This window comes from Rhodococcus sp. NPDC057014, from assembly GCF_042673295.1.
Classification (GTDB): Bacteria; Actinomycetota; Actinomycetes; order Mycobacteriales; family Mycobacteriaceae; genus Rhodococcus_F.
The window spans coordinates 15,036-34,680 of sequence record NZ_JBHUSF010000019.1 but is presented as its reverse complement, the minus strand read 5'-3'; the positions used below and the strand labels follow the sequence as shown (position 1 = coordinate 34,680).

The 19,645-nt window shown below is 64.5% G+C and carries 16 protein-coding genes and 1 pseudogene; 16 read left to right on the top strand and 1 reads right to left on the bottom strand.

Going from position 1 to position 19,645, the window contains the following annotated elements:
• Position 1: 1 nt before the first annotated feature.
• Positions 2–922, bottom strand: a complete 921-nt coding sequence (locus tag ACFTZB_RS06540; RefSeq protein WP_378430647.1) for a VOC family protein — start codon at positions 920–922, stop codon at positions 2–4.
• A gap of 160 nt (positions 923–1,082) precedes the next feature.
• Between ACFTZB_RS06540 and ACFTZB_RS06535 the strand changes: the two genes are divergently transcribed.
• From ACFTZB_RS06535 to ACFTZB_RS06460, 16 genes and pseudogenes are all read left to right on the top strand, one after another.
• Complete coding sequence (locus ACFTZB_RS06535; protein ID WP_378430646.1) at positions 1,083–1,982, top strand: hypothetical protein; 900 nt, start codon at positions 1,083–1,085, stop codon at positions 1,980–1,982.
• A pseudogene (locus tag ACFTZB_RS06530) lies at positions 1,979–2,599 on the top strand (HpcH/HpaI aldolase/citrate lyase family protein); the annotation flags it as partial. The gene ACFTZB_RS06535 and the pseudogene ACFTZB_RS06530, both read left to right, overlap by 4 nt.
• Positions 2,600–2,731: 132 nt before the next feature.
• Positions 2,732–4,747 carry an acetoacetate--CoA ligase gene (locus ACFTZB_RS06525; RefSeq protein WP_378430668.1) on the top strand — a complete coding sequence of 672 codons (2,016 nt, stop codon included), beginning with the start codon at positions 2,732–2,734 and terminating at the stop codon, positions 4,745–4,747.
• The gene (locus ACFTZB_RS06520) at positions 4,747–5,541 is read left to right on the top strand and encodes an enoyl-CoA hydratase/isomerase family protein (RefSeq protein ID WP_378430645.1); all 795 of its coding nucleotides are present in this window, start codon (positions 4,747–4,749) and stop codon (positions 5,539–5,541) included. The genes ACFTZB_RS06525 and ACFTZB_RS06520 overlap by 1 nt, the downstream gene beginning before the upstream one ends.
• A 25-nt stretch (positions 5,542–5,566) precedes the next feature.
• A complete protein-coding gene (locus ACFTZB_RS06515; protein ID WP_378430644.1) occupies positions 5,567–5,746 on the top strand; it encodes a hypothetical protein in 180 nt (59 codons plus the stop codon).
• A complete protein-coding gene (locus ACFTZB_RS06510; RefSeq protein ID WP_378430643.1) occupies positions 5,743–6,000 on the top strand; it encodes a DUF3263 domain-containing protein in 258 nt (85 codons plus the stop codon). Before ACFTZB_RS06515 ends, ACFTZB_RS06510 begins: the two co-directional genes overlap by 4 nt.
• A 99-nt stretch (positions 6,001–6,099) precedes the next feature.
• Positions 6,100–7,284 (top strand): thiolase family protein, encoded by a 1,185-nt coding sequence (locus ACFTZB_RS06505; RefSeq protein ID WP_378430642.1) that lies wholly within the window; start codon positions 6,100–6,102, stop codon positions 7,282–7,284.
• 376 nt (positions 7,285–7,660) lie between these two features.
• A complete protein-coding gene (locus tag ACFTZB_RS06500) occupies positions 7,661–8,887 on the top strand; it encodes a cytochrome P450 (protein ID WP_378430641.1) in 1,227 nt (408 codons plus the stop codon).
• 103 nt (positions 8,888–8,990) lie between these two features.
• On the top strand, positions 8,991–10,037 hold the full coding sequence (locus ACFTZB_RS06495; protein ID WP_378430667.1) for a 2Fe-2S iron-sulfur cluster-binding protein: 1,047 nt from the start codon (positions 8,991–8,993) through the stop codon (positions 10,035–10,037).
• Positions 10,038–10,435: 398 nt separating this feature from the next.
• Complete coding sequence (locus ACFTZB_RS06490) at positions 10,436–12,073, top strand: hypothetical protein (protein WP_378430640.1); 1,638 nt, start codon at positions 10,436–10,438, stop codon at positions 12,071–12,073.
• Positions 12,066–12,581: an SCO family protein gene (locus ACFTZB_RS06485; protein ID WP_378430639.1), complete on the top strand. Its 516-nt coding sequence runs from the start codon at positions 12,066–12,068 to the stop codon at positions 12,579–12,581. Before ACFTZB_RS06490 ends, ACFTZB_RS06485 begins: the two co-directional genes overlap by 8 nt.
• Before the next feature lie 236 nt (positions 12,582–12,817).
• The gene (locus tag ACFTZB_RS06480; RefSeq protein ID WP_378430638.1) at positions 12,818–13,234 is read left to right on the top strand and encodes a hypothetical protein; all 417 of its coding nucleotides are present in this window, start codon (positions 12,818–12,820) and stop codon (positions 13,232–13,234) included.
• Between the two features lie 61 nt (positions 13,235–13,295).
• Positions 13,296–14,999 carry a sigma-54-dependent Fis family transcriptional regulator gene (locus ACFTZB_RS06475; protein ID WP_378430637.1) on the top strand — a complete coding sequence of 568 codons (1,704 nt, stop codon included), beginning with the start codon at positions 13,296–13,298 and terminating at the stop codon, positions 14,997–14,999.
• A gap of 74 nt (positions 15,000–15,073) precedes the next feature.
• Positions 15,074–16,534, top strand: coding sequence for an aldehyde dehydrogenase family protein (locus ACFTZB_RS06470; RefSeq protein WP_378430636.1), 1,461 nt, complete (start codon positions 15,074–15,076; stop codon positions 16,532–16,534).
• 57 nt (positions 16,535–16,591) lie between these two features.
• Positions 16,592–17,737 carry an NAD(P)-dependent alcohol dehydrogenase gene (locus ACFTZB_RS06465; protein WP_378430635.1) on the top strand — a complete coding sequence of 382 codons (1,146 nt, stop codon included), beginning with the start codon at positions 16,592–16,594 and terminating at the stop codon, positions 17,735–17,737.
• Positions 17,734–19,308 (top strand): class I adenylate-forming enzyme family protein, encoded by a 1,575-nt coding sequence (locus tag ACFTZB_RS06460; protein WP_378430634.1) that lies wholly within the window; start codon positions 17,734–17,736, stop codon positions 19,306–19,308. Before ACFTZB_RS06465 ends, ACFTZB_RS06460 begins: the two co-directional genes overlap by 4 nt.
• Positions 19,309–19,645: the final 337 nt, after the last annotated feature.

Below are 19,645 nucleotides of genomic sequence, written 5' to 3'. Positions count from 1 at the left end.
GTCAGGAACCGATCGTCATGAACGACTCGGGCATGTTGTACGCCCACCCGTTCATGATCTCGGGGAACTTCTCGGGGCTGGTCTCGGCGATGTACCCCGGGTCGTCGTCCTCGAATTCGTTCATGCCGCAGCTGAATTCGTTGCGGTTTCCGGTCGGGTCGAAGGCGTACGCGAAGTTGTTGGTACCGAAACCCTGGGTGTCCCGCGGGATACCACCCATGTGCCGGCCCGGCCCGAACTCCCACCGGTTACCCGTCTCGGTGAGCCGGTCGCTCAGGCGGAAGTAGTGGTTGCCGTCCTGGACGGCGAACGCGACATGGTGCAGGCGGTCCGAGGGACGCTGCGCCTGCATGTAGGCCAGGTCGTGGTCGAGCTTGGACGCGCGCAGCCAGGAGGCCGCCCACTTGCCGGCGATGGTCAGCGCGAGGGACTGCTTGAAGCCCAGGACCATCTTCATGAACTCAGAGAATTCCTGCGGATCTCCTTCTCCGAGAAGATTGATGTGGTCGATGTCGGTGGGAATGAACGAGCCGTCCGACTGGAAGTTCGTCACCCCGGCCCGCCGGTCGCCGTAGCCGACCGCGAATTCCATCCGATGACCACTGGGCAGATCGAATCCGAGGATGTCGCTGTGGCCGGGCCGGTCAGCTTCCTTGTAGCGCTTGTAGGCCACCCCGTTCTTGTCCAACCGCGAGGTGATTTCGTCCAGGTCATCGGCATGGTCGACACCGAACGCGAAGCTGTCGATGCTCTGCCCGCCGTCGATCAGGGTCAGGTCGGCGTCGGTGCCCGAACACGCCAGCAACGCACGATCGGCGTTGCGATCCAACACGGTCAGACCGAGGACACCCTCGTACCACTCCAGCGCCTGACCCAGGTCCTTGACCCGCACGGCCGCGTGGTCGATCCGGTTGATTGCCATTTGTTACTCCTCGGAAGTTCGTTGACACGCTGTGAGCACGATCACCTATACTCAACACACAAATCGTATACACACTTTGGTAGGGCTGTAAAGAAGCGATCCGAACTCGGATCGGAACGAGCCCTCAGTGGCTTCGCGGCACCGACAATGGAGGTAAGAGATGTACGCGGCAGATGACGTGCGATCGAAGCTCGCGGGCGGCAAGCCGCAATCGCAGGGCCTGCCCGCTACCGGTATCCGAGCGGCGCAGTACCTCGAGTTCCGGAATTCCGAACCGGACGAGGTCACCGAGAAGGGCTCCACGACCTGGGTCTTTCGCAGTCAGAACCTGGCCGTTCTGTGGACCGACGCCGTCGCCGGCGACACATTTCCCCGCGAGCAGGACGACGAGTACGTCGCCCTGCTCTACTCCGGCAGCGCCCAGATCCGGGTCGCCGCCGGCGGCGACAGTGCCGAGGTCACCGAAGACGCCCTGGTGGTGATTCCGCCCGGTCCTAGCAGCATCGAAGCCCTGACCGACGGGCCGGTCATCCGGCTGATCACCACACAGAACGACGTCGCGGCCACCGCCCAGAACACCGCCGCCTACACCGAACGGGACCCGCAGGTCGCCCCCTGGCAGCCGTGGCCCGACCCCGTCGACGGCTTCCGGCTACGGGTCTACCCGCTCGCCCAGACCCCCATCGCCGAGGGCAGGTTCGGACGGATCTTCCGCACCACCACCATCATGGTGAACTTCCTCGCCGAGGAATCCGCACCCCGGCCACCGGCCAAGCTCTCGCCCCACCACCACGACGACTTCGAGCAGATGTCCCTCGCCGTCACCGGTGACTACGTCCACCACATCCGCTACCCGTGGGGACCGGACTCGACCGCGTGGAAACCCGACGAACACACCCCGGTCGGCTCCCCCTCGGTGGCGATCATCCCCCCGCCCACCGTGCACACCAGCCAAGGGGTGGGCCCCGCTCAACAGCTGATCGACATCTTCTCCCCACCTCGCCAGGACTTCTCCGACGCCGGTTGGGTTCTCAACGCAAAGGACTACCCGACCCGATGAACACGACCCACACCTGCGGTTTCCGTGCCGCACTCGAACGAGACAACCATCTTCCGCTCGGCACCTGGATCAAGCTTCCCGCCCTCGAAAGCGTCGAACTCGTCGCCGGCGCCGGATTCGATTTCGTGGTGATCGATCTCGAACACAGCCCCCTCGACATCGGAACGGTGTACGCGCTCATCGGGATCGCCAAGACCTCCGGCCTGTCCCCGATCGTCCGGATACCCGCTACCGACACCGGACTCATCCAACGGGTGCTCGACAGCGGCGCGGACGGACTGATGTTCCCGCACATCGACTCCGCCGACGAGGCACACAGCGCCGTCCAAGCCATGCGGTTCCCACCACAGGGAACCCGCGGAGTCGGGAACACCAGCCGCGCCGGGCACTGGGGCGCCCTCGACCGGGACGAGTACCTCCGGTTCGGTAACGAGGAAGTGATGTGCATCGCTCAGATCGAAAGCGCGGCAGCAGCACTCGCCGCGGGTGACATCGCCGCCGTCGACGGTGTCGACGCCGTCCTCATCGGTGCAGCCGACCTCGCTGTCAGCGAAGGGCACGCCGAAACCGATGCCCCGATCGTCGAATTGATCGCCAAGGCCATCGCCGCGGTCCAGGCCGCGGGTCTGCCGGTCGGCAACGCCGGGGCAGCCACCGAGGAGGCGGTGCGCGCCACCGTCGACGCCGGCTACGACTTCACCCTGCTGAGCAACGACGCCACCCTGCTCGGCAGCGCCGCGCGGCAGGCCGTGTCCGTCGGTCGCCGCGTCTGCGGGAGGGCCGACGGGTCGCCGCCGACCTGGTACCCCACCCGTGAGCGCACCGAGAACGCGAACGTGGAGGTCTTCCGCCGCTGGTTGAAGACCAATCGGGGTCTGGACTTCGACGACTACACCGCCCTCCAGCGGTGGTCGGCGACCGACATCTCGGCATTCTGGGGGGCATTGTGGGCGTACTTCGACATCGCTGCCCACTCCCCCTACCACCAGGTGCTCGTCGACGAGACCATGCCCGGCGCCCAGTGGTTCCCCGGAGCCACCCTCAACTACGTCGATCAGATCTTCCGGCACCGCCACCCGGATGCCGTCGCCGTCATCGACGAAAGCGAACCCGGCGGTGCCGGTCGCCGCACCCTGTCGTGGGCGGAACTCGAGCGGCAGGTCGGTGCCGTCGCCGACACCCTGCGCCGGTCCGGAGTAGGGCACGGTGATCGCGTCGTCGGATACCTGCCCAACATCGCCGAAGCGGTCGTTGCGTTCCTCGCCACCGCCAGCCTCGGCGCGATCTGGGCCTCCTGCGGACAGGACTACTCCGCGCCGGCGGCCGTGGACCGCCTCGGACAGCTCGAACCCAAAGCACTGATCGCTGCCGACGGCTACCACTACGGCGGCAAAGCCCACGAGCGGCGTGAGGCCATCGACTACATCCGATCCCACATTCCCTCCCTCGACGCCACCATCGTCATCCCTCGAATCGGACTCGATACCGCCGGACTCGCACCGATCAACACCTGGGCCGAGGCCGCCGCCGGTGACACCGCACTCGAGACCACCCCCGTCGCCTTCGACCATCCGCTGTGGGTGCTGTTCTCCTCCGGCACCAGCGGACGCCCCAAGGGGATCGTCCACGGACACGGTGGCGTGGTGCTCGAACACCTCAAGTCCATGTCCTTCCACCTCGACATCTCCCCCGGCGATACCTACTTCTGGTACACCTCGCCGAGCTGGATGATGTGGAACTTCCAGGTCGCCGGCCTGCTGGTGGGGGCCACCATCGTCTGCTACGACGGCAGCCCCGGCTTCCCCACCACCGACACCCTGTGGGCGCTCGCCGACCGCAACCGCGTCACCCACCTCGGCACCAGCCCCGCCTACCTGCAGGCCTGCGAAAAAGGACAGCACTCCCCCGCCGCCGAGCACGACCTCTCCACACTGAAGACGCTCGGGGTCACCGGCTCCGTGCTCCCCCCTGCGTCCTACCACTGGGTCGCCGAACACGTCGGATCCGACGTCCAGGTCGCGTCGATGACCGGCGGAACCGACGTCGTCAGCGCCTTCGCCACCGCCGTCCCCACAGTGCCCGTCCGGGCCGGGGAGATCCCCGTCGTATCGCTGGGCGTGGCGCTGGAAGCCTGGGACGAGGACGGCAACGCCCTCGTCGGCGACGTCGGTGAGATGGTCCTGACCAAACCGATGCCCTCGATGCCGGTGCACTTCTGGAACGATCCCGACGGGAAGCGGTACCGCGACGCGTATTTCGACACCTACCCCGGCGTGTGGCGGCACGGCGACTGGATCACCATCAGCGACCACGGCAGCGTCGTGGTCCACGGGCGCTCCGACTCCACCCTCAACCGCAACGGCGTCCGGATGGGCAGTTCCGACATCTATCAGGCCGCCGAGAAACTCCCCGAGGTCCGGGAATCACTCGTCATCGGAGTCGAATACCCCGACGGGACCTACTGGATGCCGCTGTTCGTCACACTCACCGACGACACCATTCTCGACGACGACCTGACCCGCGCGATCTGCGACACCATCCGCCGCGACGCCTCACCCCGGCACGTGCCCGACGAGATCCTCGCCGCACCCGCGATTCCGCACACCCGCACCGGGAAGAAGCTGGAAATCCCCATCAAACGACTGTTCCAAGGTGCACCCGTCGACGCCGTCATCGACCCCCAAGCCGTCGACGACGCCGCCGCCCTGCAGTGGTACATCGACCTCGCCGCCCAACGAAACCGCCCCTCGGAGGACACGCACTGATGGCACATCTCACCCACGAGCGCATCGCCTTCGAATCCGACGGCGTCATCGCCCGCATCACCCTGGACCGCCCCCGGCACGGCAATGCCTTCGACCTTCCGATGGCCGAAGACTTCCTCGAAGCCGCCGAACGAGTCCACGACGCATGCACCACCGGTCTGCGCGTGGCGGTCCTCGATGCCGAGGGGCCGATGTTCTGCGTCGGTGGCGACCTGCAGAGCTTCGCCACCGCCGAGGACCGCAGTGCCCTGATGGACCAGGTGACCTCCACGGCGCACCGCGCGATCGAGTTGCTGACGACGGCGCCGGTACCGGTGGTCACGATCGTCCAGGGAACCGCCGCCGGTGGGGGCATCGGCATCGTGCTCACCGGGGACATCGTCATCGCCGCCGACACCGCGAAGTTCAAGATGGCCTACACCGCAGCGGGACTGAGCCCCGACTTCGGCAGCACCTGGCGCCTGGCCCGTGATCTCGGGCTCGCCCGTGCCCTCGATCTGACCCTGACCAACCGCGTCTTCACCGCCGCCGAAGCGCAGAGCTGGGGGCTGATCAGCCGGGCCGTAGCCCCGGACGTCCTGCCGCAGGAGGCCGAATCTGTCATCGAGCAGTTGGCGGCAGGACCCACCCGGGCGTTCGCCACGTCGAAACACCTACTCCGAACGTCCGCCGACCAGGACTTCACCGCCCAGCTCAACCATGAGGCCGCGGCGATCACCACTCTGGTCGACGAACCCGCCGCGCACGAGGGAATAGACGCGTTCCTCACCAGACGCACCCCGCACTTCACCTGACACCCCTTTCGAACCAGGACCGACCATGCCCACACTGATGCTCGACGCCCTCATCGCCGCCGCGGCGGTCACCCTCCGACTGTGCCTGCCCGAATCGGTCCGGGTCGCGGTCGCCGACCTCTCCCGTCCGGCGGAGAAAGTTCGAACGTTTCCCTTGTTCAGCGTCGGATATGTGTCCGCCGATGACTCGTGGGCACAGCGATGACGCGGCGACGGCCGGGCACTGCCACGGCGGTCCCCGATCCCCTGACGCCGCAGGAGCGGCGCGTGCTCGAGTTCGCACGAACGTGGGCACCATTCGGGGAGCCACCCGACGGCGAGATCTTCGTCGAGTTCGGGGTCGATCCGACTCGGTTCTACCGCGACCTCATGCGCATTCTGTCGACCCACTGTCCGTCCTGCCTCCTCGCACCCGCCGAACGCTCACAGGTGTTGCAACTGGTGGGAGACCACACCTGACATCCGGTGCACACCTCGCAGATATCGCTGGCCACGACCGACGCCACCAACTCCACGACCCAAATGATTTGTCACGCAACCACTACAGATCGGATCTCCATGACCTCCCCTGACCGCATCCTGATCGTCGACGGCGCCCGCACACCCGTCGGCAGCTTCGGCGGCGTCCTCAAGGACGTACCCGCCCACGAACTCGGTGCGACCGCCGCGAAGGCAGCCCTCGACCGTGCCGGTGTCGCTCCCGACGCCGTCGGGGAGGTCGTGATGGGCTGCATCGGTCAGGTCGGCCCCGACGCCTACAACGCCCGGCGGGTCGCACTCGCCGCCGGCCTACCGAAATCCACCCCCGCGTACACCGTCAACCGACTCTGCGGCTCCGGTCTGCAAGCAGTATGGTCCGCGGCCATGCAGATCCGCTGGGGCGGGCTCGACCTCGCGCTGGCGGGCGGCAACGACAGCATGTCCCGGATGCCGTTCTACGACTTCGGTGCCCGAGCCGGCTACAAGCTCGGTGATCGTGCACTCGTCGACGGTACCGTCGGAATGCTCACCGACCCCTTCCACGGAATCCACATGGGCGTCACCGCCGAGAACGTCGCCCGCAAGTACAACGTCAGCCGCGAAGAACAGGACGAGTTCGCCCTGCAATCGCAACACCGAGCCGCCACCGATGCCGCGAAAGCCGCCTTCGCCGAGGAAATCACCCCCGTCGTGGTCGGCGGCCGCCGACCGGCCACCATCACCACCGACGAGCACCCCAAACCTGAGACCACCCTCGAGACACTCGGAACACTGCGCGCCGCCTTCGAGAAGGGTGGCACCGTCACCGCAGGAAATTCCTCCGGCATCAACGACGGCGGCGCCGCCCTCGTCCTGGCCCGCGAATCGACGGCCAGCGAACGCGGTCTGACCGGCCTGGTCACCCTCGAGGCCGTCACCACCTCCGCTCTCGAACCCGACGTGATGGGCTACGCCCCGGTCCTCGCTCTGAAGAACCTGTTCGAACAGACCGGAACCACGCCCGGCGACATCGACACCATCGAACTGAACGAAGCCTTCGCAGCGCAGGCCGTCGCCGTCATCCGGGACGCCAAACTCGACCCGGACAAGACCAACCCCTACGGCGGCGCCATCGCACTCGGCCACCCCGTCGGCGCCACCGGAGCAATCCTCACCCTCCGGATCGCGAAGGATCTCGTCCGGCGTGACCTCGAACTCGGAATCGTCACGATGTGCATCGGAGGCGGCCAAGCCCTCGCCGCGTTGCTCCGCCGAGCCCACTGAACCCACCCCACACCCGCCACACCGCCGTGTCGCCCATCGTGGACACGACCGCGGGATCGCGACCACTACCAGGGCGAATGTCAGGGACCAGACCTCGCCGCAGACGCCCCCGCCGACGGAGACCATGCGCAAACCAAACACAACGACCATCGCAGACAGCGGCACTCACCCCCAGCTCGCGTTCATCCGCCGACCTCCCGGCACGCCCTCACTGCCGCTCGGATCCCAGCTGTTGAAAAGTGTGTATTCGATGTATATATTCACTTGAGAGGGTGTTGTACGTCACGAAACGGGTGCCAGCGTGTTGCCCCGCATCCAAAGGGCCTCCTGCCCTCCCGTCGCCTCACATGGCTCCCCAATGGAAGGAACAGCCCTAATGGTTGCCCCCAACTATGCAGTCCCCGAACTGGTCCGAGACATTTCGTTCGAAGAGCTCGAAAAGGACCCCAACGGTTTGTACGAGAAGCTGCGCTCGGAGGCGCCCGTCGTCTTTGTGCCGATGCTTGGCATGTGGGTCGTGTCGACCAAGGAACTGTGCGAACAAATCGCCCGTGATCCCGAGAACTGGCCCGCGATCGTGACGCCAGCTGTTCGTCGCACATTCGGTGACGGTGCAATCCTCGATGCCAACGGCGACGAGCACCGAGAACTGCGGTCGATGGTCGAACCCCATCTTCAGCCGTCGGCTGTGGACAAATACGTAGACGATCTCGTTCGGCCGCACGCCCGCAAACTACTCGACGCCTTCGAAGCCGATGGTCGTGCGGACCTGGTCGAGCAGTACTGCGAGCCGCTCAGCGTCCGAGCCCTGGGCGACATGCTGGGACTCACCGACGTCAGCAGTGACCAACTCCGGCGATGGTTCCACCAGCTCAGTGAGTCATCGGTCAACGCCGCACTCGATGAGAATGGAGACTTTCTGAATCCGGATGGGTTCGAACCTGGAGACGCCGCCAAGCGGGAGATCATCGCGACCGTCGCGCCGAAGCTAGAACACTGGCGGTCCAACCCGGACCACAGCGCTATCTCGCACTGGTTGCACGACGGCATGCCTGACGGCACAACACGGCCCGACGAAATGATCTTTCCCAATCTCTACGTGTTTTTGCTCGGCGCGATGCAAGAGCCCGGGCATGCCATGTCGACCACATTGGCGGGCCTGTTGACCCACCCTGACCAGCTCGAGCGAGTCGTCGACGACGCTGCGCTGATTCCACGGGCCGTACAAGAGGGCCTCCGATGGGTTGCCCCGATCTGGTCGGTGGTGACCAAACGAGCGCTCAAGGACACCGAGATCGGAGGCATCACCGTCCCTGCCGGATCTCTGGTCATGCTCACGTATGGCTCCGCAAACAGGGACACCACGGTCTACGACGACGCCGACGAGTACAACCTGGACAGGCCCGTCGTACCGAACCTCGCCTTCGGCGCCGGCGCACATGCATGCGCGGGCACGTACTTCGCCACGGCAGTTGTCAAAATCGGCCTCGAGGAACTTTTCGAAACCATTCCGAACATAGAACTCGCACCGGACCGTCCGGTCTCATTCTGGGGCTGGGGTTTTCGTGGCGTTCGAGAACTAAGTGCGAATTGGGAAGTGTGAGATGACGACTGCAGAAGTTGAAGTGCCGGAGGGCACCGTCAGCGAGACGTTACATCGCGTGAATCAACTCCATATGCCCAGCGGAAGCAACAGAGAACAGCCGATGGCCGTCGAGTACAGCATTGAAAATCAGAAAACGAACGCACAATTCTACGCCGCAGAGGATCAAACCATCCTCGATTCCGCACTACGCGCAAATGAATGGTTACCGCACTCGTGCACCCAGGGAACCTGCGGAACATGCAAGATTCGCGTGCTGCAGGGCGAAGTCGCGCACAACGCATCGCCGGAATACACCTTGACAGCCGAGGAACGCGATACGGGTTTGGCGCTGGCCTGTACCGCCTCTGCATGTTCAAACCTCGTTATCGAACCCGTCGATCAAACAGACGACGCGGCTCCCCACCACCCGCTGCGGGACTACCACGGTACGGTCGTAGCACTCGATGACATCGCGACAGGAACACGTAGGTTACTGATCGAACTGGACGAGCCGATGAAGTTCAATGCGGGACAGTATTGTGCATTGGACATTCCAGGAACACCCATCTCGCGACACTATTCGATGGCGAATCCACCGTCGCAGGATCAACTACTCGAGTTCCATGTTCGTCTCACACCCGGAGGCGCCGCAACGGCAGGTTGGATCTTCTCGTCGTTGCAACCAGGCCAGAAGGTGGCACTCCGTGGGCCGCTGGGACAGTTCAACTGTTTCGAGCCACGCCAGGAGTCCACGATCCTCGTCGGCGGAGGGACAGGGCTCGCTCCACTCAAATCCATCGTCCTGCACGCCCTCGAGCATGATCTTCTGCCTGAAATCTACCTCTACCACGGCGGTCGAACCCAACAAGATCTCTACGATGTGGAGTTCTTCGAAGGACTGTCCGAAAAGTACGACCACTTCCATTACCGACCGGCATTAAGCGAAGAGCAATGGTCCGGCGCCCATGGCCTCATAACCGATGCCGTACTCGAAGATTTTGCGACCTGTCGAGGAATGGCCGGTTACATTTGCGGCCCTCCACCCATGGTGACGGCTGCAGTGAAGGCGTTCAAGCGTCGACGCATGTCCCCGCGCCTGATCTTTCGCGAGGAATTCACGCCAACGGGCGGTAATCCGTTGCCCCATAGCACCAACTCACCGAGTTAACTATTAGCTACGCACAGCTCACGAAACAACGAGAACGACAACACAATGCCGAACGATGACTCCCCGCATGCGGCCGCAACGTGCGCCCCGACCGGGAGAGACCACCCGAACCACCCGGAAGAGGTGGCAGCCATCCTGCCGCCCTCAGACCGGCACGGGTGCCGAGCGTCGCCGGCGACGTCAACTCTGCGCGAACGGCTTCCACCAAGAGCGACACCGGCATGATCGAAGCCGGCGCGGGCCCCTCGAGCCGTAGTGTTCGCAATCAGAACACTCTCTCGCCACGAAACCCGGCATTGTGAATCAGGTCACTACCATGGATGTTGGTTAGGACGAGTCATATCCCCAGCACCCCCTAAGAAACGTTCCTCGCGGCATCACGATCAGAACATGCCTCGATGGACGAGCACTCCAAGAAGGGACCAGTCGTGTCGTCACTGAAGAGCATGCCAGAGCTGTCGGACAGGAGAGATATCAAAGATGTACTGACCGCGGAGCAGCTCGGTCACATCCGGCATTTCGACAACCTGTCCCGGCAACTGCCGAACGACTGGTCGTTGATGCAGGGCAAGGGAATCGGCCAGTTCGACTTCGGCGGCATACGGTTCCAAGTTGCCTATATGGCGTACGCGCTCGCGTTGGCGCATGTCCATCGGCTGCCGAACGCGCCGGGTGTGTTCAAACCCGTATTCGAACGTCTTATCGATAAGATTCTGATGCCCGAGGCGTGGCTGTACTGGCGCGACGTGAGCCGCGGCGGTGCGGTGTTCAATGCGCACCTGGCCGAGAACTACCATGAGGAGTGGAACCCGGTCGCTCGCGACAACATCATGTACAGCGCCTACGTGCAGTCCATGACCCTGATGTATCACCATCTCTTCGGCGACGACCGGTACGCACAGCCCGGCGCCCTAGCCTTCGACTACTGGTCCTTCTTCTGGGGCGGCGAACCGAAACGATTCGAGTACGACGAACACTCCCTCAACGAGCACCTCTACTGGCAGATGGTCGAGAGCGGCTACCTCGGCGTCGCCTGCGAACCCAACTGCACCTTCCAGATCTGCAACCAACCCGCGATCATCGGCTTCCGCATGCACGATCTGGTGACCGGCGAAAACGTCGCAGCCGAGGTCACTCGAAGCTACGAACAAGCCTGGGCGCAACTGGGCAGACTCGACTCGACCGGCCACTACAACATGATGCTCACCCAGGATTCCGGCACCCTCTTCCCCAACGACGCCCAGGCCCCGTGGATCGACGCCTGGTGCGGAACGCTGATGAACACGTGGAACAGCGAGTTCGTCCACGCCCACTACCCCCAACAGATCAAGGACCTCCTCGTCGACGGCCCGGACGACACCAAATCCGTGCGGACCCCACCTGACATGCAGGTGATGGGCCAAACCGTCATCAACGACACCTGCGATTTCGGATGGGTCGCGACGTGGGCATCGGAAATGGGCGACACCGCCGCACTCGACGGACTCCTCGCTCACGCCGACCGATACATGAACCCCACCTGGCGCGACGGAGGCCTGTACTACCCACGAAACGACACCGAGGCCGACGACCACGGCAACCGCACCAAGATCGAACCGCTGACCGGCAACACCCTGCTCGGATACGCCCGTCTCAATGTGCCGGACGGTATGCGACAGCTGTACAACGATCCTTGGAGCACAGCGCATTTCACCGAACCGTCCCTGACCGAAGTGGCCGGTGACATCGCCGTGAGCCAGGCCCGATTCGCTCCCGACGCGAACAGGCTGACCTTCCGCGTGCAGCGACATGCTGAGCGCGAGGGAGACGGGTCGATCGTCCTCGGCAACGTCGCAGACAGGAAGCAGTGGTCGTTGACGGAGAACGGAGTTGTCCTAGCGACGGGGCGAGCCGGCGAACCGATCACAACAGGCCCCGCCGACGGCGGCATCGAGATCGAGCGTGTCGAAGCCGGAATCAAGATTCAGCTGGCCGCCGGTGCGCCGCGCACCTTTCACCTCGATGTGTCCTCGGCAGCGGGAACTGACCATGAATGAGACGACGAACAGCGTCACCGGACGACATATCGGTGGAACATTCGAACTCGTCGACCACGACGGGCGCACGGTCAACGAGGAGACCTACCGCGGCAGATACGTCGTGATCTTCTTCGGGTTCACTCATTGCAAGATGGTGTGTCCGCGGGCTTTGCACCGATTGTCGACGGTGCTCGACCGCCTGGGTTCAGTCGCCGACCGTATTCAGCCGCTCTACATCACCGTCGACCCGGAACGGGACACCCCGCAGGTGATGAAGGGCTTCCTCTCGGCCGATTATCCGCGGTTCACGGGCCTGACCGGTACACCGGCGCAGATCGACAGTGCCAAGAAATCCTTCCGAGTGTTTTCCACCATGGTCGCCGACCCGGACGACCCGGACAGCTACCAGATGCCGCACTCGGCGTTCACTTATGTCCTCGGCCCGGACGGGGCGTACGTCACGCACTTCACCGATGCCGTTGACGAGGATGAGCTGATTGTCCGACTGTCGTCGATCTTGCGATGACGGTGGAAGCTGCCGGCGGCATGGTCCTGATCCGCTCGGTGTTCGTTTCGGAAGCGGTCCGGGCCAGCATGAATTGATGGCAGTCGATCAAGCGAAGTTCGAGGGTTCCAATGCACGACCACCCGTTGATTCATACGCTCATGCTTCTCGGCGTTGTGGGTGCCGCACTCCCTTTGGCGTGTGCGAAGCTGCGGCAACACAGGCTATGGATTTCGCACATCGCGATAGTGGTGGCGATGGCGGCAATGCTCGTTCCCGGGGGGACGTCGGGTTGGGCAAACCTGGGCATGGGCTGCTTCCTGATTGCACTCGCGATGTGGGTCACCGGCGAGATGGCGGACCGCTCGATTGCCTTACCCTGCGCAGCCGACCTGACCGCGATGGCCGTGATTCTTCTGTTCGTTGCCCCTGCGTCGACGAACTCTGCGGCGTTGCCCACTCATGCTCATCGGTTGTCCCACGACCATGCAGAGTCTCTCGGTAGGACGATGATGGATCCTTCAATTTGGTTGGGCCCGCTCGTATTGACGTGCTGGGCGGCGATCGTGCTGTACCCCGTTCTTGCTCGTCGCCGACCGATCGGCAATCAGGCGAAGGTCGCCGTCGCTTCGGGCCTCCTGATGCTCACGGGAATGGCGCCGATGGCCACGTGAGCGGCAACATGGAAGCAAGCGCCTCACGTGCGGATTCCCGTACGCGGTGAGTGGAGCAATGATGACACCTGAGCAGTCCCGAGACCAGCCGTTCGGCCGGCGACCGGAAATCGAGCTGGCATGGCACCGCGCCACGATGAGTGGCCTCGACCCCGGAATGGAGGTCCGCGAAACCGCGATCGGTGACATCGAGGTGCGCAGCACCCTCACGATCGCCGCCGGTCCCGTCCTGGACAAAATGGTCGACGAATTGGCGGACACCCGATTTTCGATACTCCTCGCGGACCGGACCTCCCGCATCGTCGACCGACGCGTGACCAGCAGCACGATCGGCCGTGCCCTCGACCGCGTCCTCGCCGTTCCCGGCTTCCAGTACCTCGAGGAGGTGAGCGGGACGAACTCGTTGGCCACCGCCTTCGAGCTCCGGCGGCCGATCGCGGTGACCGGTGAGGAACACTTCCTCGAGGCGCTGCGGTGTTTCTGTTGCTACGGAGCTCCGATCGTCCATCCGGTCACCCACCGGCTCGAGGGCGTCATCGACGTCTCCGGCCCCGTGGCCGACGCGACCACGCTGCTCGGGCCCTTCCTGATGCGTGCGGCCCGCGACATCGAAGAACGTCTGCTCGAAGGATCACGGGTGGCGGAGAAGCAGCTCCTCGCCGAATTCCAGGCCCACGCAAACCACCGAAGGTACGCGGTGGTCGCCCTCAGCGAGAATCTGGTGCTGACAAACTCCGCAGCGGTCGACCTCGTCAAGGGAACCGACCACGTCGCCCTGCGTGCCATCGCAGCCGATCTTCCCGGGACCGCGCCGGTCGAATGCTCGCTCACCCTCTCCTCCGGTGCCGAAGTGTCCGTCCGGGCCAGGGCCGTCGCCGGCAGTCACGGTGGCGCGCTCTTCGAGATCACCGAAGAAGCCAGAACCAGCATGCCCGGGCCCACCTGGACCCGCACCGCACCCGCGGTCAGCACACCGGAGAATGAACCGACTCCGACCGGCCTGTCCCGGACCATCTTGATCACCGGGGAGCCGGGGACCGGCAGAACCACCACCGCGCGGACGATCGGCGGCGCAGGGTGCACGGTCTTCGACGCCGCCGAGGCGATCGGGGACGAACAGCAATGGTTCCTTGACGTGCGCTCAGCTTTGCGCGAGGACGGCCGCTCGGTCGTGATCGACAACATCGACGCTGTCAGTGCGTGGTTGGCCGGTCAGCTCGCCGGACCGGTGCGGGTCAGCCGCAACCAGGTCGTCATGACCAGCGCACCGCTCGGTGAATTGAGCACACCACACCGCGCTCTCGCGTCACTGGCCCTGACCCGGCACGAGCTGCAACCGCTGCGCACCTACCCGCACAAGCTTGCCTCAGTCGCCAAGTCCGTTCTGGCGGAACTACTTCCCGAATCCACCGTCGAGCTCGCCCCCTCGGCCCTCCAACTTCTCGCCGCGCAACCGTGGCCGGGCAACATCCGCGAACTGCGAGCCGTTCTCGAGTATGGCGCCCGCGGCCGAGAACGCGGAATGATCATCGAACACGATCTCCCCGGCACGGTGCGAATGAACACCAGCACTGCCCGGACACTGACCTTGATGGAAACCGCTGAAAGGGACGCGATCGTCGCCGCACTGCGCACGTCCAACGGCAACAGAGCCGCTGCCGCAGCAGAACTCGGCATCGGACGGACGACGCTCTATGACCGTCTGCGCCGGTACGGAATCGCGGAGTCGGTGCCGCGGCCGGGTGTTCGTAATCGGAACAGTTGAACCGTCCCTGATCGACAAATGTGAGTGGGGCCACTCCAGTGGGGAGTCAGCCTTACTCGCAAAGGACGAATCTGGTGACCGTTCACACCCAGCCCCGAGTCAACCTCGACACGCAGTTCCCGATGACGATCGGCGGTGACCCCGTCACCACCGCCGACACCGCGCCGGTCTACAACCCGGCAACCAAGGACATCATCGCCCAGGTGCCGGTCGCCTCGCGCGCCGACCTCGACGCCGCCGTAGCGGCCGCGAAGACCGCGTTCGTCACCTGGTCCGCGACACCACTCGAGGAGCGGCAGGCGATCGTGGCGGCGATCGGTGACCGACTCGAGGCACACGCCGAGGAATTCCTCGCACTGCTGACCGCCGAACAGGGCAAACCGCGGCCGATGGCGGAGTGGGAGGTGTACGGGTCCGTCGCGTGGTTCCGGGAGATCGCCACCCAATCGCTGGACGAGGAGATCCTCGTCGACGACTCCGAACGCCGGGTCATCAGCCGCCACACACCGCTCGGCGTGGTCGGCGCGATCGTGCCGTGGAACTTCCCGATCCTGTTGGCGGTGTGGAAGATCGCGCCGGCCTTGGTCGCCGGCAACACGATCATCGTCAAGCCCTCACCGTTCACCCCGCTGTGCGACCTCAAGCTCGTCGAACTCGTCCAGGACCTACTTCCCCCCGGTGTGCTCAGCGCGGTCAGCGGCGACGACGACCTCGGCAAGTGGATGACCAATCATCCCGACATCGCGAAGATCGCCTTCACCGGCAGCACCGAGACCGGGCGCCATGTGATGAGCTCGGCCGCCGGCACGTTGAAGCGGATCACCCTCGAACTGGGCGGCAACGACCCGGCGATCGTGCTCGCCGACGTCGACCCCGTCAAGGTGGCGCCGCAGATCTTCTGGGCCGCCTTCCAGAACAACGCCCAGTTCTGCAATGCCGCCAAACGCATCTACATTCACGACAGCGTGTACGACGCCGTGCGTGACGAGTTGGTCAAGTACGCGCGGACGGTCAAGGTCGGCAACGGAGCCGATGCCGACACCCAGCTCGGCCCGATCCAGAACCTGCAGCAGTACGAAAAGGTCGGCGAATACTTCGACGACTGCGCCGCGAACGGATACACCTTCGCGCTCGGCGGCGAGATCGACCCGAACGCCGGCGGTTGGTTCGTGCCCGTCACCCTGGTCGACAACCCGCCCGAGGACTCCCGCCTCGTCGCCGAGGAGCCCTTCGGTCCCATCCTGCCGCTGCTGCGCTGGACGGACGAGGCCGACGTGATCGCCCGGGCCAACGACACCATCTGGGGCCTCGGCGCAACGGTCTGGGGTCAGGACCTCGAGGCGATCGAGCGGATCGGACGTCGCCTTGAGGCCGGCACCGTCTGGCTCAACGAAGTGCACCAGTACTCCCCCCATCAGGTGTTCGGCGGCCACAAGCAATCTGGTATCGGTGCCGAGAACTCCCTGCACGGGCTCGCCGAATACACCAACAACCAGACCATCACCCTCAACAAGGCGCGGAACGTCGTCTCCTGACCCGCATCCGGCCGTTCCTGCACCGATGACCCGCCCCACCAAGAAAGAAACACATCGATGGATACCACCGCTGCTGTTCTGCGCTCCTCCGACCGCCCGCTCACGCTGGAAAAACTGCACATCGACGACCTGCGCCCGCACGAGGTGCTGGTGCGGGTCGTCGGCTCGGGAATCTGCCACACCGATCTGGGTGTTATCGCAGGCCATGGACCCGATCAGTCGCCGATCGTGTTGGGGCACGAAGGTTCCGGCATCGTCGACGCAGTCGGATCCGAGGTCACCACCGTCGCCCCGGGCGATCACGTGGTGCTGTCCTACAACTTCTGCGGCGTGTGCGACAACTGCGTCGAACACAATGTGCCGATGCATTGCCGGCAGTTCGTCGAGCTCAACCTGGTCGGGGCCCGTATCGATGGCACCACCGCACTGGCCCACGGCAACGAACCGATCCGTGGCCACTTCTTCGGACAGTCGTCCTGGGCGGCCCACGCCGTCGCCAACGAGCAGAACTGCGTGAAAGTCCCCCGCAACCTGCCCCTGGAACTGCTCGGCCCGCTCGGGTGCGGCATCCAGACCGGCGCCGGCGCAGTCCTGAACACCCTGCGGCCCGAGACCGGCTCCTCGATCGTCATCTTCGGGGTCGGCTCGGTGGGCCTGGCCGCGCTGCTCGCCGCGGTGGCCGCCGACTGCGGCACCATCATCGCCGTCGACATCCAGCAGTCCCGCCTCGAGCAGGCAACCAAGCTCGGCGCCACCCACACGATCAACTCGGCCACCGAGGATGTCGCCGCCCGGGTCCGTGACATCACCGGCGGCGGCGCCCAATATTCGGTCGACTGCATCGCCCTGCCGGCGGTACTGCGGAGCGCTCTCGAATGCCTGCAGTCCCCCGGTGTCTGCGCCACCGTCGGTTTCCAGGGCATGTCCAACGAGATCACGATCGATCAAGGGCACCTGCTGTTCGGCCGCACCCTGGTCGGCGTCATCGAGGGCGACGCCATCCCCGCCGAGTTCGTCACCCGCATGATCGAGCTGTATCAGGCCGGGCGGTTCCCGTTCGACGAACTGATCACCACCTTCCCCTTCGAACGAATCAACGACGCCCTCGACGCAGTCCACCGCGGCGAGGTCACCAAGGCCGTCTTGACGTTCGACACCTACTCCCGCGAAACCGAAACCGAAACCGAAAGCGCAGAGCAGTGAGTGATCTCCACCCCGCGGCCCTTCCCTCGGTCAGCCCCGGTCAGATTCTCCCGTTCGCTGCCGCCCGCCACCCCGACAAGGTCGGGTTGGTGGTCGGCGACCGCAGGCTGACCTACCGAGAACTCGACCACCTCTCCGACGGGGTCGCCGCAGCCCTGCTAGCCCGCGATATCGGGCCCGGAGATGTCGTTTCGCTGTACGGCCAGAACAGTTGGGAATGGATCGTCAGCTACCACGGCGCCCTCAAAGCCGGTGCGGTGGTGAACCCGGTGAATGTGATGCTCACAGGCCCCGAACTGTCCTACGTCCTCGGCGATTGCGGTGCGAAGGCGGTGTTCGCCGGGTCCGCACAGGCGGACACCGTAGAAGGTGCGCTCCAGGCTGTGGCGTCGGTCGAACTGTTCTGCGTCCTCAACGGTCCCAGTGCGGCACCCGAGAACGCCGTCTCGTGGGCAGAGTTCCTGGATTCGGCCAGTCACACGTCGCCCACACCGGCACAGAAGGTGACACCGAAAGACCTGTGCTGCATCGGGTACACCTCCGGGACCACCGGACACCCGAAGGGCGCCATGCAGACGCACCAGGCGGTACTGCTCAACTGCGCCCTGACGGCGACCATGCACGGTCGCCGCGACGACGACATCGTGGTCACCGCCCTTCCCGCCGCGCACGTCTACGGCAACGTCGCCATTAACAGCACCTTCCTGGCCGGCGGAACCGTCGTGTTGATGGAACGGTTCGACGCAGCTCACGCTCTACGTCTGATCGCCGATGAGAGCGCCACGATGTTCGAGGGTGTCCCCGCGATGTACTCGATGATGCTGGCCGACCCCTCGTTCAACAGGGCCGAGTTGTCGAGTCTGCGCAAAAGCACCATCGGCGGGCAGACCTTCAGCCCGAGCCTGGCCGAACGCTGGCAGGCCAGTGTCGCCGGGCCGATGCTCGAACTCTGGGGCATGACCGAGATCGCCGGCCTCGGCGCCACCCACTCCGTTTACGCTCCTCCCGTACCGGGGTCGATCGGAGTTTCCTTGCCAGGTATCGAGATCAAGATCGGTCCCATCGACGGCAGCTTGAGTGAAGTGCCCGTCGGCACGCCAGGTGAACTCATGGTGCGCGGGCCGCTGGTAATGCTCGGGTATTACGGTCGCCCAGATGCGACCGCGGAGGTCCTCAGTCCGGACGGGTGGCTCCGCACCGGTGATGTCGCGTACGTGGACGACACCGGCCATTTCTTCGTCGTCGACCGACTCAAGGACATGATCCTCACCGCCGGCTACAACGTGTACCCGGCCGAGATCGAACGCGTCATCAGCTCGCATCCCCAGGTGACGATGGTCGCAGTCGGCAAACGCCCGGACGAGGTGAAAGGGGAAGTCGCGGTGGCCTACATCGTCGCCACACCCGACACCGACGTCGATGACGCATCGATCTTGGAACACTGCCGACAGCACCTCGCCGCCTACAAACGGCCCCGCGAAGTCGTCTTCGTCGACGCCCTCCCCACGACATCATCCGGAAAGCTGATGCGCCGCAAACTCACAGAACTCCATCCCACCCACGCCCGGTAGAGCCGCTTCACGATAGAACGATGTCCAGTCGCCCCACATCGGACACCCTCGAACATCTTTTGCCGACATCGACCACGCCGAGATCGAAACTGCTTGTTGCTTCACCGTGGCCTCTCATTTCAGACACCACTCGAGGCACTCAGCGTCTTCATGCGCGGTGAGACGAATTCCGGCTCAGCAGAGGTCTCATCGCGCGTCACTTCGAAAAGAGTTGCATACAAGCCTGATCAGCATCACCAGATCAGTGCTTGATGCGGCAAGAGAACAGTGATGAACCAACGGATGTCGTTGAACGAGCGGCACTCCGATTTCGAAACCGCAAAGGGGTGAAAGCACA

Bases quoted from the DNA above. Each gene is read 5' to 3' on its own strand.
- ACFTZB_RS06465 (WP_378430635.1), top strand. From the start codon at position 16,592: ATGGATACCACCGCTGCTGTTCTGCGCTCCTCCGACCGCCCGCTCACG.
- ACFTZB_RS06480 (WP_378430638.1), top strand. From the start codon at position 12,818: ATGGCGGCAATGCTCGTTCCCGGGGGGACGTCGGGTTGGGCAAACCTG.
- ACFTZB_RS06540 (WP_378430647.1), bottom strand. From the start codon at position 922: ATGGCAATCAACCGGATCGACCACGCGGCCGTGCGGGTCAAGGACCTG.
- ACFTZB_RS06505 (WP_378430642.1), top strand. From the start codon at position 6,100: ATGACCTCCCCTGACCGCATCCTGATCGTCGACGGCGCCCGCACACCC.
- ACFTZB_RS06485 (WP_378430639.1), top strand. From the start codon at position 12,066: ATGAATGAGACGACGAACAGCGTCACCGGACGACATATCGGTGGAACA.
- ACFTZB_RS06510 (WP_378430643.1), top strand. From the start codon at position 5,743: ATGACGCGGCGACGGCCGGGCACTGCCACGGCGGTCCCCGATCCCCTG.
- ACFTZB_RS06515 (WP_378430644.1), top strand. From the start codon at position 5,567: ATGCCCACACTGATGCTCGACGCCCTCATCGCCGCCGCGGCGGTCACC.
- ACFTZB_RS06535 (WP_378430646.1), top strand. From the start codon at position 1,083: ATGTACGCGGCAGATGACGTGCGATCGAAGCTCGCGGGCGGCAAGCCG.
- ACFTZB_RS06490 (WP_378430640.1), top strand. From the start codon at position 10,436: ATGGACGAGCACTCCAAGAAGGGACCAGTCGTGTCGTCACTGAAGAGC.
- ACFTZB_RS06520 (WP_378430645.1), top strand. From the start codon at position 4,747: ATGGCACATCTCACCCACGAGCGCATCGCCTTCGAATCCGACGGCGTC.
- ACFTZB_RS06495 (WP_378430667.1), top strand. From the start codon at position 8,991: ATGGCCGTCGAGTACAGCATTGAAAATCAGAAAACGAACGCACAATTC.
- ACFTZB_RS06500 (WP_378430641.1), top strand. From the start codon at position 7,661: ATGGTTGCCCCCAACTATGCAGTCCCCGAACTGGTCCGAGACATTTCG.
- ACFTZB_RS06475 (WP_378430637.1), top strand. From the start codon at position 13,296: ATGACACCTGAGCAGTCCCGAGACCAGCCGTTCGGCCGGCGACCGGAA.